Source organism: Streptomyces tendae (assembly GCF_014650435.1).
GTDB lineage: Bacteria > Actinomycetota > Actinomycetes > Streptomycetales > Streptomycetaceae > Streptomyces > Streptomyces tendae.
The window spans coordinates 379900-394935 of the sequence record NZ_BMUY01000010.1 but is presented as its reverse complement, the minus strand read 5'-3'; the positions used below and the strand labels follow the sequence as shown (position 1 = coordinate 394935).

14 protein-coding genes are annotated in these 15036 nt (G+C 73.5%); 8 read left to right on the top strand and 6 right to left on the bottom strand.

What is annotated here, in order from left to right:
• Nucleotides 1-4: 4 nt before the first annotated feature.
• Both IE258_RS26935 and IE258_RS26930 read right to left on the bottom strand, forming a co-directional pair.
• Entirely contained in the window at nucleotides 5-619 is a 615-nt protein-coding gene (locus IE258_RS26935) for a TOPRIM nucleotidyl transferase/hydrolase domain-containing protein (protein ID WP_189747562.1), read from the bottom strand.
• Nucleotides 620-686: 67 nt separating this feature from the next.
• Nucleotides 687-2216 (bottom strand): IucA/IucC family protein, encoded by a 1530-nt coding sequence (locus IE258_RS26930; protein ID WP_189747560.1) that lies wholly within the window; start codon nucleotides 2214-2216, stop codon nucleotides 687-689.
• A gap of 138 nt (nucleotides 2217-2354) precedes the next feature.
• Between IE258_RS26930 and IE258_RS26925 the strand changes: the two genes are divergently transcribed.
• The 3 genes from IE258_RS26925 to IE258_RS26915 all read left to right on the top strand — a co-directional run bounded on the left by IE258_RS26925 (nucleotide 2355) and on the right by IE258_RS26915 (nucleotide 6015).
• Nucleotides 2355-3881 (top strand): IucA/IucC family protein, encoded by a 1527-nt coding sequence (locus IE258_RS26925; protein ID WP_189747558.1) that lies wholly within the window; start codon nucleotides 2355-2357, stop codon nucleotides 3879-3881.
• A 62-nt stretch (nucleotides 3882-3943) separates the two neighbouring features.
• A complete protein-coding gene (locus tag IE258_RS26920) occupies nucleotides 3944-5209 on the top strand; it encodes a VWA domain-containing protein (RefSeq protein ID WP_189747556.1) in 1266 nt (421 codons plus the stop codon).
• Nucleotides 5209-6015 (top strand): hypothetical protein, encoded by an 807-nt coding sequence (locus IE258_RS26915; RefSeq protein WP_189747555.1) that lies wholly within the window; start codon nucleotides 5209-5211, stop codon nucleotides 6013-6015. Before IE258_RS26920 ends, IE258_RS26915 begins: the two co-directional genes overlap by 1 nt.
• A 42-nt stretch (nucleotides 6016-6057) precedes the next feature.
• On the opposite strand, the gene IE258_RS26910 is transcribed toward IE258_RS26915, so the two are convergent.
• Nucleotides 6058-6708: a winged helix-turn-helix transcriptional regulator gene (locus tag IE258_RS26910; protein WP_189747553.1), complete on the bottom strand. Its 651-nt coding sequence runs from the start codon at nucleotides 6706-6708 to the stop codon at nucleotides 6058-6060.
• 87 nt (nucleotides 6709-6795) lie between these two features.
• Between IE258_RS26910 and IE258_RS26905 the strand changes: the two genes are divergently transcribed.
• The 4 genes from IE258_RS26905 to IE258_RS26890 are packed head-to-tail and all read left to right on the top strand — an operon-like array spanning nucleotide 6796 to nucleotide 9806.
• The gene (locus IE258_RS26905; protein ID WP_189747551.1) at nucleotides 6796-8004 is read left to right on the top strand and encodes a pyridoxal phosphate-dependent aminotransferase; all 1209 of its coding nucleotides are present in this window, start codon (nucleotides 6796-6798) and stop codon (nucleotides 8002-8004) included.
• A 26-nt stretch (nucleotides 8005-8030) separates the two neighbouring features.
• Nucleotides 8031-8630, top strand: coding sequence for a histidine phosphatase family protein (locus IE258_RS26900; protein WP_127895538.1), 600 nt, complete (start codon nucleotides 8031-8033; stop codon nucleotides 8628-8630).
• Nucleotides 8631-8677: 47 nt separating this feature from the next.
• Nucleotides 8678-9328, top strand: a complete 651-nt coding sequence (locus IE258_RS26895; protein WP_189747549.1) for a hypothetical protein — start codon at nucleotides 8678-8680, stop codon at nucleotides 9326-9328.
• Between the two features lie 55 nt (nucleotides 9329-9383).
• Nucleotides 9384-9806 carry an acyl-CoA thioesterase gene (locus tag IE258_RS26890; RefSeq protein WP_161380299.1) on the top strand — a complete coding sequence of 141 codons (423 nt, stop codon included), beginning with the start codon at nucleotides 9384-9386 and terminating at the stop codon, nucleotides 9804-9806.
• 44 nt (nucleotides 9807-9850) lie between these two features.
• Here the strand turns inward: IE258_RS26890 and IE258_RS26885 are convergent, their stop codons facing one another.
• On the bottom strand, nucleotides 9851-10252 hold the full coding sequence (locus IE258_RS26885) for a winged helix-turn-helix transcriptional regulator (protein WP_189747547.1): 402 nt from the start codon (nucleotides 10250-10252) through the stop codon (nucleotides 9851-9853).
• A 100-nt stretch (nucleotides 10253-10352) separates the two neighbouring features.
• Here IE258_RS26885 and IE258_RS26880 point away from each other — a divergent pair, with 100 nt between their 5' ends.
• Nucleotides 10353-11789: an MFS transporter gene (locus tag IE258_RS26880; RefSeq protein WP_229892442.1), complete on the top strand. Its 1437-nt coding sequence runs from the start codon at nucleotides 10353-10355 to the stop codon at nucleotides 11787-11789.
• Nucleotides 11790-11934: 145 nt separating this feature from the next.
• Here IE258_RS26880 and IE258_RS26875 read toward each other — a convergent pair whose 3' ends face one another.
• Together IE258_RS26875 and IE258_RS26870 are read right to left on the bottom strand one after the other, a co-directional pair.
• Complete coding sequence (locus IE258_RS26875) at nucleotides 11935-13323, bottom strand: nucleobase:cation symporter-2 family protein (protein ID WP_189747545.1); 1389 nt, start codon at nucleotides 13321-13323, stop codon at nucleotides 11935-11937.
• A 306-nt stretch (nucleotides 13324-13629) separates the two neighbouring features.
• Complete coding sequence (locus IE258_RS26870) at nucleotides 13630-15018, bottom strand: 8-oxoguanine deaminase (protein WP_189747543.1); 1389 nt, start codon at nucleotides 15016-15018, stop codon at nucleotides 13630-13632.
• Between the last annotated feature and the right edge of the window lie 18 nt (nucleotides 15019-15036).

The following is a 15036-nucleotide window of genomic DNA, read 5'->3' as shown; positions in this document are numbered from 1 at the left end:
GCGGTCACAGTCCCGCGAGGAGATCCGCGAGCGGGGCCGGTGGCCGTGCGCCGTCGAGGGCCCGCACCAGGAGGCTGCCATAGCGGATCTTGCGGCCCTTCTTGGTGCTGAGGAAGCGGCGCAACTGCTGGTGACGGGGGCGGCCGTGCTGGGCGGGCTGGGCCAGGAAGGTCTGCCAGGGGCGGAGTTCGTCCTCGGCGCGTATGACCTCCTCGACCCGCTCCGGGCCCAGCGCCCGGATCATCTCGTCCTCCAGGTCGGCCACGCAGACGTGGAAGTCGCGTACGGCGCCCGCCCGTTGCCAGCCGCGGTCGTAGAAGGGCTCCTCGCGGGCGTCGCAGAGGCCGGTCAGGCGCAGGCCGAGGCCGGGCGGGCCGAGCAGGCCGGCGAAGCGGCCGACGCTCATCGCGCCGCCCATGGACACCACGGCCACGCCTTCGGCGGTCAGGTCGCGGTGCTCCCGGGCCGCAAGCGCCTCGACGGCGGCGAGGTCGCTGGGGCCCTCCAGCAGCACCGCCGTCCGCAGGCCGAGGTCGGCCGCCAGCTCCGCCGCCGTGTCCGGGGCGCCGCCAGCCGCCCAGCGGGCGATCTCGTCCCGGAACGCGTCCATGTCCGCCATGCGGTGAGTGTGCACCACCGGGGCGCGGGACGGCACGGGATTTCCGGGTGCGTGGAGCCCGCCGCGCTCATGCCCCGCGCAGCGGGTTGGCCAGGGGACGGTAGCGGGCGTCGGCGCCGTCCGCGCCGGTCCAGCGCAGCAGCAGGTTGGTCTTGGCGGGGAGGGTGGGGGCGGTGAGCAGGGCCGGGACCTCGGGGAGATCGTGGCGGGCCAGCTCTCGGCGGACTGCGGGCCAGGGGTCGAGGCCGAGGTGGTGTTCGGTGAGGGCGGCGGCGATCTCGTACAGGTGGTTGACGAACAGGCAGTAGACCAGGCGCTCCCAGCCGGCCGCCCGGGGGGTGTCCGGCAGCAGTTTGACGCCCTCCGCGTCCCGGAACAGGGCTTGCACCGGCATGCCGGTCGCGTCGACGGCGACCAGGGTGTTCTGCAGGTGCGCCTCCAGGACGACGCCGTCGTCGGCGAAGGCGGTCAGGACGGGCGGCACGACGGCGGCGAGGTACGCCTCCCACCAGGCCGCCGGGTCCGCGGTGGCGGTCAGCGGGCTGCCGGGGAAGCCCTCCACGAGCGCGGCGGCCAGGAGCGGGGTCGCGCCGGGCAGGAGGTGGTCCCGCAGTCCGTCGCGGACGACGACGGCCAGTTCCTCGAAGGCGAAGTCCGCGGTGCGGTGCCCGCGGTCGCCGAGCCAGGCGGCAGGGGGGCCGACGGAGGCGAACGCCTCGGTGACCGCGGTGTCGGTGCGGCGCAGTCTCATCAGGTCGTGGCGCCACAGGCGGCGGATGTCGTTGGTGACCCGCACGTCGAGGCTGAACTTCAGGAACAGGTCCTGTCCAGGCAGGTACTCGGGCGCGTACACCGTGCGGATCGCGGCCGTGGGCCAGGCGAAGAAGCCGGTCGTGCCGACCCGGACGAGCCGGCCGTCGGCGAAGGCGGGGGCGAGGGCGGGTGCCGTCAGTTCGAGCTGCCAGGGGTGGGCCGGCAGCAGGCGGTAGCCGGGCGGGGCCTTGCCGAGGGTGTCCAGGGCGGCGGTGTCGCCCTCGTCGACGACGGTGTCCTCGCGCACGGCGAGCAGCGTCAGCGGGAAGCGGGCGTAAGCCTCCGGCGCGTACGGCAGCCACCCGGCGTGCGGGCCGCCGCCGCGTGCCTTGGGGGCGGGGTGGTGGGTGTGGCCGGTGAGCAGGGACTGCTCGGAGCGGAGGTACGGGTCCGCGGGCGGGGTGGCACGCGTGCGTGCCGTCAGCAGTGCGGCCACCGTGTCGCGGCTGTCGGTCATCTCGGTGGGCAGTTCGTGGTTGGGCACACCGGTGTGCCGACGCAGCGCCTCGGCGACGAGTTTCACCAGTTCGGCGTGGTCGACGCGGTGCCACCCGTCCGCCGTGCGGACCTCCGGTTCGGCGGGCCGCCGCCCTGGGCGCACCCGCAGCAGTCTGCCGCCGGGCAGCCGGTACACGGGGCGGGCGCCGGGGCCCGGCAGCGGTTCGGCCACCTCGCGCAGCAGGCAGTTCAGCAGCGGTACAGCCGCGTGGGCGTCGGCGCGGCGCGCCACGTCGTCCCGGGAGTCGGCGCCGGTGGGCGGGGGCAGGAGATCCACGCGTTCCACTCGTTCCCTACGGTCGGTCCATGGCGGAGAGGACGGAGACGATCAGTATGTCTCTCGTGGTGACCCCCGTCGGCCCTCCGCCCTGCCGCCCCACCCGTGCTCGTACGTGTCCCGTCCCCATACCCGAGGAGCCAGCCAGTGCATCGTCCCCCCAGCGCAGCGGCCGAGGTCGCCGACGAGGTGGCGGCCGTCCGCCCCGCTCTGGCCGCCCGGTTCACGGCCGAGCGGCCCGGGGCCCGCGCGGCCGTGCTGTCCCGGCTGTGGCGTGCGCTCGCCTTCGAACCGCTGCCGTGGGTCGGGGGCCGGGAGCGGTCCGGGGACGGTCTCGTCCTGCGGCTGCGGGACGGCCGCCGGCTGACCGGCCCGGCCGCCGACCCGTACCGCACGGACCCGTACGTCCCGGTGGTACGGCTGGACGAGGTCGCGTACGACGACCCGGAGCGGCTGATGACCGACCTCGCCGTACCGCACTCGGCCTCCTTCGCCGCGGAACTCGGGCACAGTGCGGCGTCGTTGGCGCTGTCGCGCGCGGCGCAGCCCCGGGCGGCGCGGGAGGGGGCGGCGGGGAATCACCCGGACGAGTGGCCGGACAGCGACTGGGGGTGGGAGCAGCGGGTGGTCGACGGGCACCCGTACCACCCGGGCTGCCGTGCGCGGCCGGGGTTCTCGGTGGCGGAGCAGCTGGCGTACGGGCCCGAGCACGGGCCGGTGGTGGAGCTGGGGCTCGTGCCGGTCCCGGCGGCGCGGTGCCTGGTGGCGGGGGCGTGGCCGCGGGAGTTGCGGGACGGGGCGCGGGTGCTGGTCCCGGTGCATCCCTGGCAGGCCGCGCACGTACTCAAGCAGTCGTGCGGGGCCGGGCCCGCCGCGCATCCGCTGATGTCCCTGCGGACCCTCGCGGTGCCCGGCTCGATGCACGTCAAGACCGCGCTGAGCGCCCGGCTGACGTCCTCGGTGCGGGACATCTCGGTCGCCTCGGTCGCCGCGTCGGCGGACCTGTCCGCGTTCGGGGAGCGGCTGGCGGCGCGCCTGGACGGCCTGCTCCACGTGACCCGCACGCCGGGCGCGGCCACGGCCCACTCCCCCGACCTGGCCGCCGTACTGCGCGAGTCGCCCCGGGTCTACGTCTCGGCCGGCGAGCACGTCGTCCCGGTGGCCGCGCTGGCGACCACCGGGCTGCCGCGTTCCCCGGCGTGGCTCGCCGCCTTCGCCCGTCTCGCGCTCACCGTCGGGCTGCGCGCGCTGGAGCTGGGCGTGGCCCTGGAGGCGCACGGTCAGAACCTGCTGGTCGTCCTGTCCGCGACGGGCGCCCCGTTGCGCCTGGTCTACCGCGACCTGGCCGACATCCGCGTCTCCCCGGCCCGCCTGGCCCGGCACGGGATCGCCGCGCCCGGCCTGCCTGCCCGGATCCTCACCGACGAACCGGTCGCACTGCGCCGGAAGTTGTTCGGTTCACTGGTGGGCGGCGCCCTGGCCGCGACGGCCGGTTCGGGCCCGGCGCTGCGGCAGGCCCTGGAGGCGGCGGTCCCCGAACTGCCGCGCACGGAGGACACTGTGGCCCTGCGGGAGGAGCCGCTGCCGGTGAAGGCCCTGACGGTGATGCGGACTTCGCCGGGAAGCACGGGCGATCTGTGGACGGAGCTGCCCAATCCACTGCGGTGGAAGTGAAGTCGAGGCATCGGCGCGGTCTCGTTTTGGAGCCCGGCACCACTGATCAATAGGATCCGCCGATGATCACAAGAACACGGCTGGCGGCGGGTGCCTGTGCCCTGCTCGCCGCGCTGGCGGCCGGGATGGCGTTCCCGGCCGGGGCGAGCGCCGGTGAACCCACGGGTGAGGACGCGCCGAAGGTCGACCTCGTGCTCGACGTCAGCGGTTCCATGCGGACGCGGGACATCGACGGCGGTACGCGCATGGCGGCGGCGAAGCAGGCGTTCAACGAGGTGCTCGACGCGACGCCGGAAGAGGTGCAGCTGGGCATCCGGACGCTCGGCGCGGACTACCCGGGCGACGACCGCAAGACCGGCTGCAAGGACACCGCGCAGCTCTACCCGGTCGGGCCGCTGGACCGGACCGAGGCGAAGACGGCGGTGGCGACCCTCGCGCCGACCGGCTGGACGCCGATCGGGCCCGCGCTGCTGAAGGCGGCCGACGACCTCGACGGCGGCGACGGCTCCAAGCGGATCGTGCTGATCAGCGACGGCGAGGACACCTGCGCCCCGCTGGACCCGTGCGAGGTGGCCCGCGAGATCGCCGCCAAGGGCATCGGGCTGACCATCGACACGCTCGGACTGGTCCCGAACACCAAGATGCGCCAGCAGCTCAGCTGCATCGCCGAGGCGACCGGCGGCACGTACACCTCGGTCGAGCACACCGACGAACTGACCGACAAGGTGAACCAGTTGGTGGACCGGGCGGCCGACCCGGTGGTGACGCCCGTCGCCACCGAGGGCGCGGACGCGTGCGCGAAGGCACCGACGCTGAAGTCGGGGCTGTACACCGACCGCGAGGAGTTCGGGCAGCAGCGCTGGTACCGGGTGGACGTGGAGCCCGGCCAGGAGCTGCGCGCCTCCGTGAGCGTGGGCGCCGACCGTGCCGTGAACCCCTCCTACGGGGTGCTGCTGCGCGCGGTGACGGTGCACGGCCGGGAGATCGTGCGCGGTGAGGCGGCGGGCGACGGCCGTACCGACGTGCTCTCGACGGGGCTGCGCTACCCGAAGGCGGAGAGCGACGAGGACGACGCGGCGGCCGAGGCCGTGTGCCTCCAGGTGACCAACTCCTTCTCCGTCGCCTCCGGCGTGAAGACCACGCCCGGTCTGCCGCTGGAGCTGACCGTCGACGTCGTGGACGGTCCGGGCGACTCCGACGACGTGGCCGCCTTCGGCCTCGGGCGCGGCTGGTGGCTGCTCGGCCTGCTGGTGCTGGTCGGCTTCGTCGCCGGTCTGCTGTGGGGCTGGCTCTCGCGCTGGCGGTTCGCGATCTGGAGGACCAACTGATGCGATTCACCCGAGCGTTGAGCGCGGCCGTCGTGCTGCTCGGTCTCGCCGCGGCTCCCGCGGCGGCCGACTCCTCGCCCTCCGCGAGCCCTTCGGGGGACGGTGACGCGCCGACCACGGCGGGCACGTCCTTCCGTACGGCGACCGAGTTCGAGCAGGGGCAGGTGGCCACGGCGAACGGGGCCGCGGGCGACTACCTGTACTGGTCGTTCCCGGCCGACGCCGGGCAGCGTCCCACCGTCAAGGCCACGGTGAAGCTGCCCGAGACGCACGCCGCCCAGACCTGGCGGGTCGACGTGTACGACGGGCTGCGCCGCCGCCAGGCCTGCCAGTGGGGCGCCCAGGCCCGCACCGCGGACGCGGGCACCTCCTCCGTCGAGCTGGCCTGCGTACTGCGCACCGTGCGCGCCTGGACCGAGCCGTGGGCCAACGACCCGCTGCCGGGCACCTACTACGTCCGGCTCACGGCGGTGAACGTGCCGACCTCCGACCTCGGTGTGCCGGTCTCCACCGAGGTCCGGGTCGACTCCAAGGACATCGGCGGGGCCGCGGCGGTGGACGGTTCGCTGGCCGAGCCGCTGGTGCCGGGCATCGCGGTGACGTCCGGTGCCGACAAGGGCGACGAGGACGAGAAGAGCGCCGTACTGTCCGCCATCGAGCCGGAGGACGGCTGGTCGTCGGGCTGGTGGTCGGACCGCTGGGTGTGGAGCGGGATCGGGGCCGTACTGGCCGCGCTCGCGGGCATCGGCGGTTACGCGCTGACCCGTGGTTCGGGGCGTCCGTCCCGGGTGCCGCCCGGGGCTTGACCGGTTGTCAGGAGGCCCGCCCCCGGCGGGCCTCCTGCCGTTTCACCCCTCCCGCAGCGCCTTGGCCGCCGTGCCGTCGCCGGTCACCTGGACCCGGCCGTCCCGCACCGCCTCCCGCAGACCCGTCTCGCCGCGGCCGAGGGCCGCGCACGTCACTGCGTCCAGCACCAGCCGGGCGTCGGGCTCCCCGGACGCGGGCCCGTCGCCGTACAGGGGACCCTCCACCGAGTCGGCCACCGAGTCGGCGTACAGGTGGAAGGCCCCTTCCTCCAGCCGGACTTCGACGATTCCCTCCGCCGCCCCGGCCTCCCGCAGGGCCCGCAGCAGGGGCAGGGCGAACCAGTGCGCCCGCACGGCGTCCGTGGGCCGACGCTCCCCCAGCTCGCCGGCGCCCCACGCCCCGAGCGCCTCCAGGACGGGCAGCAGGCCGCGTCCCCGCGCGGTGAGTTCGTAGACGTACGCCGCACCCGGCGGGGGCAGTCGGCGCCTGGTCGTCAGTCCCTCGCGCTCCATGTCCTTGAGCCGCGAGGCGAGTACGTCCGTGCTGACGCCGGGCAGGTCGGCGTGCAGGTCGGTGTAGCGCCGCGGACCGGCGAGCAGCTCCCGGACGATCAGCAGGGTCCAGCGGTCGCCGACGGCGTCGAGCGCGCGGGCGGCGGAACAGTACTGGTCGTAGCTACGGCGAGGTGACATGCGACGCAGTGTAGACAAGTTGTTGGACTTTCCAAGCGGCTACTTGGTAAAACCAAGCAACACCAGATTCCGGAGGGGAAGCCGCGCATGGAGTTCCGGCAGTCGAACAAGCTCAGCGAGGTCTGTTACGAGATCCGCGGCCCGGTCATCGAGCACGCCAACGCGCTGGAGGAGGCGGGGCACAGCGTGCTGCGCCTGAACACCGGCAACCCCGCCCTCTTCGGGTTCGAGGCGCCCGAGGAGATCGTCCAGGACATGATCCGCATGCTGCCGCAGGCGCACGGCTACACGGACTCGCGCGGCATCCTCTCCGCCCGCCGGGCCGTCGCCCAGCGCTACCAGGCGCTCGGCCTGGAGGTGGACGTGGACGACGTCTTCCTGGGCAACGGCGTGTCCGAGCTGATCTCCATGGCCGTACAGGCCCTGCTGGAGGACGGCGACGAGGTCCTGATCCCCGCCCCCGACTTCCCCCTCTGGACGGCGGTGACCACCCTCGCGGGCGGCAGGGCGGTGCACTACCTCTGCGACGAGCAGGCCGACTGGTACCCGGACCTGGCCGACATGGAGGCGAAGATCACCGACCGCACCAAGGCGGTCGTCATCATCAACCCCAACAACCCCACCGGCGCCGTCTACCCCAAGGAGATCGTCGAGGGCATCCTCGACCTCGCCCGCCGGCACGGCCTGATGGTCCTCGCCGACGAGATCTACGACCAGATCCTGTACGACGACGCCGTGCACCACTCGGCCGCGTCCCTCGCCCCCGACCTGGTGGTGCTGACCTTCTGCGGGCTGTCCAAGACCTACCGGGTGGCGGGCTTCCGCTCCGGCTGGCTGGTGGTGACGGGGCCGAAGCAGCACGCGAAGGACTACCTGGAGGGCCTGACCATGCTGGCCTCCATGCGGCTGTGCGCCAACGCGCCCGCCCAGTACGCCATCCAGGCCGCGCTCGGCGGCCGCCAGTCCATCCGCGAGCTGACGGCGCCCGGCGGACGGCTGCACGAACAGCGGGACGTGGCCTGGGAGAAGCTCAACGAGATCCCCGGCGTCACCTGCGTCAAGCCCAAGGGCGCGCTGTACGCCTTCCCGCGCATCGACCCGGCCGTGCACAAGATCCACGACGACGAGCGCTTCGTCCTCGACCTGCTGCTCAGGGAGAAGATCCAGGTGGTGCAGGGGACCGGATTCAACTGGCCCTCCCCCGACCACTTCCGCATCCTGACGCTGCCGCACGCGGAGGACCTGGAGGCCGCGATCGGGCGCATCGGGCGCTTCCTGAGCGGCTACCGGCAGTAGCGGCGTGCCCGCCGTAGCCTGGGGGCATGGGTGATCTTTTTCTGGTTCGGCACGGTGAGACCGAGTGGTCGCGCTCGGGGCGGCACACCGGTCTGACGGATGTCCCGCTGACCGAGAAGGGGCGGGAGCAGGCGCGGAGCCTGGTGCCGCTGATCCGGTCGCACCGCATCGGGGCGGCCTTCGTCAGCCCCTTCCAGCGGGCCCGGGAGACGGCCGAGCTGATCGGGCTGCACGAGGTGCGCATCGAGCCGGACCTGCACGAGTGGGACTACGGCGGCTACGAGGGGATCACGACCGTCGAGATCCACCGGACCCGTCCGGACTGGTTCCTGTTCACGGACGGGGTCGCGCCCGGACCTCCGGACCACCCCGGGGAGACGCCCGAGCAGGTGGGTGAGCGGGCCGACCGGGTGCTGGCCACGGTGGAGGCCGCGTTCGCCAACACCGAGGGGTGCGTGGTGCTGGTGGCGCACGGGCACTTCCTGCGAGTGCTGACCGCCCGGCACCTGGGCCTCCCGGCATCGCACGGGGCGCTGTTCCAGCTGGGCACGGGCACGTTGTGCCGGCTGGGCACGGAGCACGGGCGGCCGGTGATCGCGGCCTGGAATGTCAGACCCCCGTCGTAGTCTTCGAAGGCGTCACCGGTGAGCGGACGAGAGGAGGGGGGCGCGCCGTGGCACTGTCTCCCACCGCCGCGCAGCGGCGGATCATCGACGCCGCCGATCCCGCCACCGGGCGGTTGCGGGGGACGCCGGCGCAGCTCGCGGCGCTGGTGAAGCGGGGGCTCGCCTTCCGGCACCCCCGCCCGCCGCACGACCACTTCCTGACCCCGGCCGGGCACCGGATACGGGAGGCGGCGGACACCCCTGAAGCGGTGGCGGGGCCGGCCGAGGCGCCCGCCGCACCGGACACCGGGGGTGTGTTCGCCGCGCGGGTCGGCGGGGAGGAGGCCGCCCCGGGCGACACAGGGCCCGCTCGGCTGCGGGAGGTGCGCGGCGCCTGGCAGGGCCTCCTGGAGCTGCGCCGGATGACGCATCCCGACGGGAGCACCGACCGGCCGTGCGCGTGGGAGCGGTCGCATCTCGTGCGGGCCGCCGCGCTGGCCCTGGAGGCGGCCGGGCACCGACCGGCCGGACCGGGCGGCGACGACGGATACCGGGTGCGGGCGACACCGCAGCCGGAGGCCGTCGCCGTGTACGAGCCGGACGGCGGCGCGCTGCGGGGCTGTGCGGCCACGCTGGAGCGGGCCGGCTGGCAGGTCGGGGAGCACACCGAGCCGCGCACCCGGACCCGCTATCTGCTGGCCTCCCCGCGGAAGGTGTGACGTCCGCATGTCAGGATCGGGCCCGTCCGTAGAAGTGCGACGAGAGGCAGCAGCGGTGAGCGAGCCGTTTTCCGTCCCCGTGACCGTCCGCGGGTACGAGACCGACACCCAGGGCCACCTGAACCAGTCCGTGTACCTCAACTACGCCGAGCACGCCCGCTGGTCGCTGCTCCAGGCGGCCGGGATCCGGCAGGCGGACCTGGTCGCCCGCGGGGTCGGTCCGGTGGCCCTGGAGACGACCATCCGGTTCCGGCGGGAGCTGCTCGCGGGGGACGAGGTCACGGTGACCTGCGCCTTCGAGTGGGGTGAGGGCAAGACCTTCCGGATCCGGCAGCTCATCACCAAGACGGACGGCACGGTCGCCGCCGAGGTCGAGGGCGTCGGCGGGCTGATGGACCTGCGCGAGCGCAGACTGGTGCCGGACCCGCGGCAGCGTTTCAAGGAACTGGCGGCGGAGCCGGGCCTGTTCGGACTTTAGGCAGGGCCGGACCTGTTCGGACTGTAGGCAGGGCCGGGGGCGCGTCAGGCGCCCGTCAGCTCCGGGTCGTGCTCGATGTCGTAGGCCGCGCGGGCCTCGGCGACGTACAGCCGGTTGCGCTCGGCCCAGTCCGTCAGCTGCTGCAGCGACGTGTGCAGTTCCCGGGCCACGGGCGTCAGGGCGTACTCCACCTTCGGCGGCACCGTCGGGTGGACGGTGCGGGTCACCAGGCCGTCGCGCTCCAGGTTGCGCAGGGTCAGGGTCAGCATGCGGCGGCTGATGCCCTCGATGCCGCGCTCCAGATCGGTGAAGCGGATGGGGCCGTGCGCCGCCGCGACCAGGATCTGCACGCTCCACTTCCCCGCCACCCTGTCAAGAACTTCCCGGACCGGGCACGCGTGCGCGTTCACCACCTGGGAGGTAACACCGGTGTTCCTCTGGGACATCGAACTGCCTCCTTATGCCGGTCCTCATCGTTATCCACGATGGCCTCCGTTACAAGTCGTGCCCCAAGGGGGCACGCGGAGAAACGGAGGCCACGTCACCATGACGATCACGACCGAGTCCCCTGCGGCGGCGCGCGGGCGGACGTACTCCCGCTGGACGGCGCTCGTCGTCCTGTGCACGGGGGCGCTGATGACGATCCTGGACGGCAACATCGTCACGGTCGCCATGCCCGCCGTCCAGCGCGACCTCGGCTTCACGGGGCCGGGCCTCGCGTGGGTCGTCAACGCGTACCTGATCCCGTTCGGCGGGTTGCTGCTGCTGGCGGGCCGGCTCGGCGACCTGGTGGGCCGCAAGCGGATGTTCACCGCCGGTCTCGCGCTGTTCACGGCGGCCTCCGTGCTGTGCGGGGTGGCGACCGGGCGGGAGGTGCTGGTCGCGGCCCGCGCCGTCCAGGGGGTGGGCGGCGCGATGACCATGGCCGTGGTGCTCGGCATGGTGGTCGCGCTCTTCCCCGAGCCGCGCGAGCGGGCGCGCGCCATCGCGGTGTTCAGCGCCGTCAGCGCGGCGGGCGGGGCGCTCGGCACCTTCCTCGGCGGGGCGTTGACCGAGGCGCTGAGCTGGCACTGGATCTTCCTGATCAACCTGCCGATCGGGGTGACCGCCTGGGCGGCGGCGGTCCGGGTCCTCGCTCCCGACGAGGGCGCGGGCCACGGCCGCGGGGTGGACTACCCCGGGGCGGCCCTGGTCACGGGTGCGCTGATGCTGACGGTGTACACGATCACCAGTGCCGGTGGGCCGGGCGCGGTCACGACGGTGTCTCTCTCCTTGGCCGCGCTCGCCCTGTTCGTCGCGTTCGCGGTGCGGCAGGCGCGTGCCGTCCGCCCGCTGTTGCGGCTGCGGCTGTTCCGCTCGCGGCTGCTGACGGGGGCGAACGCCGTGCAGGTGCTGATGGTGGCGACGATGTACGGCTTCCAGTTCATCGGCGCGCTGTACCTCCAGCGCGTGCTGGGGTACGGGGAGTTGGCGACGGGGACGGCGTTCCTGCCGGCGCCGGTCCTGATCGGTGTGCTGATGCTGGGGCTCTCGGCCCGCACGATCGGCCGGTTCGGGGCGTACCGGGTGCTGCTGGCCGGGCTGGTGCTGATCGTCGCCGGGATGGCGCTGCTGAGCCGCGCGCCGGCGGACGGCGGCTACCTCACGGACGTACTGCCGCCGATGCTGCTCCTGGCCGCGGGCTTCGCCGCCGCGATGCCCGCGCTGACGGGGCTGGCGATGTCGGGGGCGCGGGAGGAGGACGCGGGGCTGGCGTCCGGCTTGTTCAACACCACGCAGGTGGTGGGCGGTTCGCTGGGGCTGGCGGCGTTGTCGGCGCTGGCGGCGGCCCGCACCGACGGGCTGCTCGGCCGGGGCTCGGCGGCCGTGACGGCCACGGCCGAGGGCTACCAACTGGCGTTCCGGGTGGCGGCCGTGGTCGCGACGGGCGCCCTGGTCCTGGCGGCGATCGTACTGCGGCGTCGCGCGGGGACGCGCGGTTGACCAGGGCGGGACAGCTCGTCCCGGGCGGCACGCCCGTACGCTTCGTCCCCGGCGGCATGCGCACACGCTTCGTCCCGGGCGGCACGCGGTGTGTGGCATGCCGCCCGGGACGCGTCCGACGGTCAGAGCGCACGGGACGCCGGCGTCACTTCATCGCCGCCTCCCGGGACGCCTCGGTGATCTCGTCGCCCGCCTCCATCGGGTGGGTGACGTCCTCCGCGTCCCGTTCCCGTCCGCCGATGTGGTTGAAGATCAGGTTGAGCAGGACCGCGGCCACGCAGCCGGTCGAGATGCCCGAGTCGAGGATGATCCGCGCGTTCTCCGGGAACGAGTGGTAGAACTCCGGCGCCGCGATCGGGATGATGCCGACGGCCAGGGAGACGGCCACGATCAGGACGTTGTTGTCCTTGTCCAGGCTCGCCCGGACCAGGGTCTGGATGCCGCTGGCCGCGACCGAGCCGAAGAGGACCACGCCGGCGCCGCCCAGGACCGGGCGCGGGACGACGGCGATGAGCGAGGCCGCCATCGGGCACAGGCCCATCAGGACCAGGAAGCCGCCGCCGACCGCGACGACGTAGCGGCTGCGGATCTTCGTCATGGCGACCAGGCCGATGTTCTGGGCGAAGGCGCTGCACATGAAGCCGTTGAAGACCGGGCTGAGGGCGGAGCCGAGGGTGTCGGCGCGCAGTCCGGCCGCGATGGTCTTCTCGTCGGCCGGGCGGTCCACGATCTCGCCGAGGGCGAGCATGTCGGCCGTGGATTCGGTCATCGAGACCACCATCACCACGCACATGGAGATGATCGCGGCGATCTGGAACTGCGGGGCGCCGAAGTGGAAGGGCGTCGGGAAGCCCACGACGTCGGCGTCCGCGACCGGGCCGAAGTCCGTGACGCCGAACGGGATGGCGACGAGCGTGCCCGCGATCAGGCCGAGCAGCACGGCGATCTGCTTGACGAAGCCGCGGGTGAAGCGGCGCAGGAGCAGGACGATGACGAGGGTGATGGCGGCCAGGCCCAGGTTGGTCGACGAGCCGTAGTCGTCGGCCGTGGGGCTCGGGCCCTGTGCCCAGCCGAAGGCGACCGGCAGCAGGGATATGCCTATCAGGGTGATGACGGTGCCGGTGACGACCGGCGGGAAGAAGCGGATCGCCTTGCTGAAGAAGGGCGCGGCGACGAAGCCCAGGAGTCCGGCGACGATGACCGCGCCGAAGATGATCGGCAGCGCGTCGGACTTGTCGTCGGTGGAGGCGACCACCGCGGTCATGGGGGCGACACCGGCGAAGGTGACGCCGTTCACGAAGGGCAGCCGGGCACCGATCTTCCAGATGCCCAGCGTCTGCAGGAACGTCGCCAGGCCCGCGGTGAACAGGCAGGCGCCGGTGAGGAAGGTCAGCTCGGTGGCGCTCAGGCCGATGGCCGCGCCGACGATCAGGGGCGGGGCGACGACCCCGGCGTACATGGCGGCCACGTGTTGCAGGCCGGTCGTCGCCATCTTCAGTGGCGGGAGTTTCTCGTCAACAGGGTGGTCGGCCACGGCGGCGTTCCTCCGGTCGTTTACACGTCGGCTCTGACGTGGGTGTCAGGGAGGTGGAGCTAGTGGTGGTCGTGCGGGACCGGGACGGACCGTTCGGGGGAACGGGCGACCGCTCCGGGGCGTGCGCGCAGGGGCGCACACCCCGGAGTAGGCCACCGTGGACCCCGCTCGGGTCCACGGTTACCGGCCGGGAGCCGTCCCTCCCGGCCGGAGATCAAGTGGTATTCAGTTGTACGGGTGTCGCGCGGCGCTCAGCGCGTCTCAGCGCTCAGCGCTCAGCGCTCAGCGCTCAGCGCGTCTCAACGCTCAGTCCGCCGCGGCGATCCGCGCCAGGCGCCGCGCCTCGTCCCGGGTGGAACGGGCGACGGCGTCCTCGTCGACCGTGAGCAGCCTGCCGTCCTCGACGATCTGCCGTCCGTTCACGAACGACGCCGTGACCGGGGCGGGGGCGCCGAGGACCAGGGCGGTCACCGGGTCGGCGATCGAGGAGTGGGCGAGGGTGTCCATCCGCCACAGCACCAGGTCGGCGAGCTTGCCCGGCTCCAGGGAGCCGGTCTCGGCGGCCCGGCCGAGAACCCGTGCGCCGCCGTACGTGCCCAGGCGCAGGGCCTTGCGGGCGTTCAGCGCGGCCTCGCGGTGGGCGCCGAGGCGGTTGATCAGCAGGGCGTTGCGCAGCTCGGTGCGGAGTTCGCCGGACTCGTTGGAGGCGGTGCCGTCGACGCCGAGGCCGACCGGGACGCCGGCGGCGAGCAGGTCGGGGACCCGGGCGATGCCCGCGGCCAGACGGGCGTTGGAGGACGGGCAGTGGGCGACGCCGGTGCCGGTGCGGGCGAAGGCGGCGATGTCGGAGTCGTTCATGTGGACGCAGTGCGCCATCCACACGTCGTCACCGAGCCAGCCGGTGGATTCGAAGTAGTCGGTCGGGCCCATGCCGAACAGCTCGTGGCAGAACTTCTCCTCCTCCACGGTCTCCGAGCCGTGGGTGTGCAGCCGCACGCCGAGCCGGCGGGCCAGCTCGGCGCTGTGCCGCATCAGGTCGGTGGAGACGGAGAAGGGCGAGCAGGGGGCGACGGCGACCTGGGTCATCGCGTCGAAGGAGGGGTCGTGGTGCTCCCGGACGGTGGCCTCGGTGGCGGCGAGCGCGTCGTCCAGGCTCTCCACCGCGAAGTCGGGCGGCAGCCCGCCGTCGGACTCGCCGCGGTCCATGGAGCCGCGGGCGAGGGTGAACCGGACGCCCATGTCGCGGGCGGCGCGGATGATCGCGCCGGACAGGTCGCCGGCGCCGCGCGGGTGGATGTAGTGGTGGTCGGCGGCGGTCGTGACCCCGCCGCGGGCCATCATCGCCAGCGAGCCCTGGGCGGCCGCGTGGGCCATCGGCTCGTCGAGGCGCGCCCAGGTCGGGTACAGGGCGACCAGCCAGTCGAAGAGCTTGTGGTCCGTGGCCAGGCCCCGGGTGAGCCACTGGTAGAAGTGGTGGTGGGTGTTGACCAGTCCGGGGGTCGCCAGGTGTCCGGTCCCGTCGATCCGGCGTACGACGTTCTCCAGGCCCTCGGGTGCCCCGCCCGCGCCGACGGACTCGATGCGGGTGCCGGCGAGCACGACGTGACCGGAGGCGTACTCGGTGTCGCCCGCGTCCACGGTGGCGATCGCACAGTTCTCGATGACGGTGCGTTCGGGTGCCGATGATGCTGCCATGCTGCTTCCTTGCCTTTC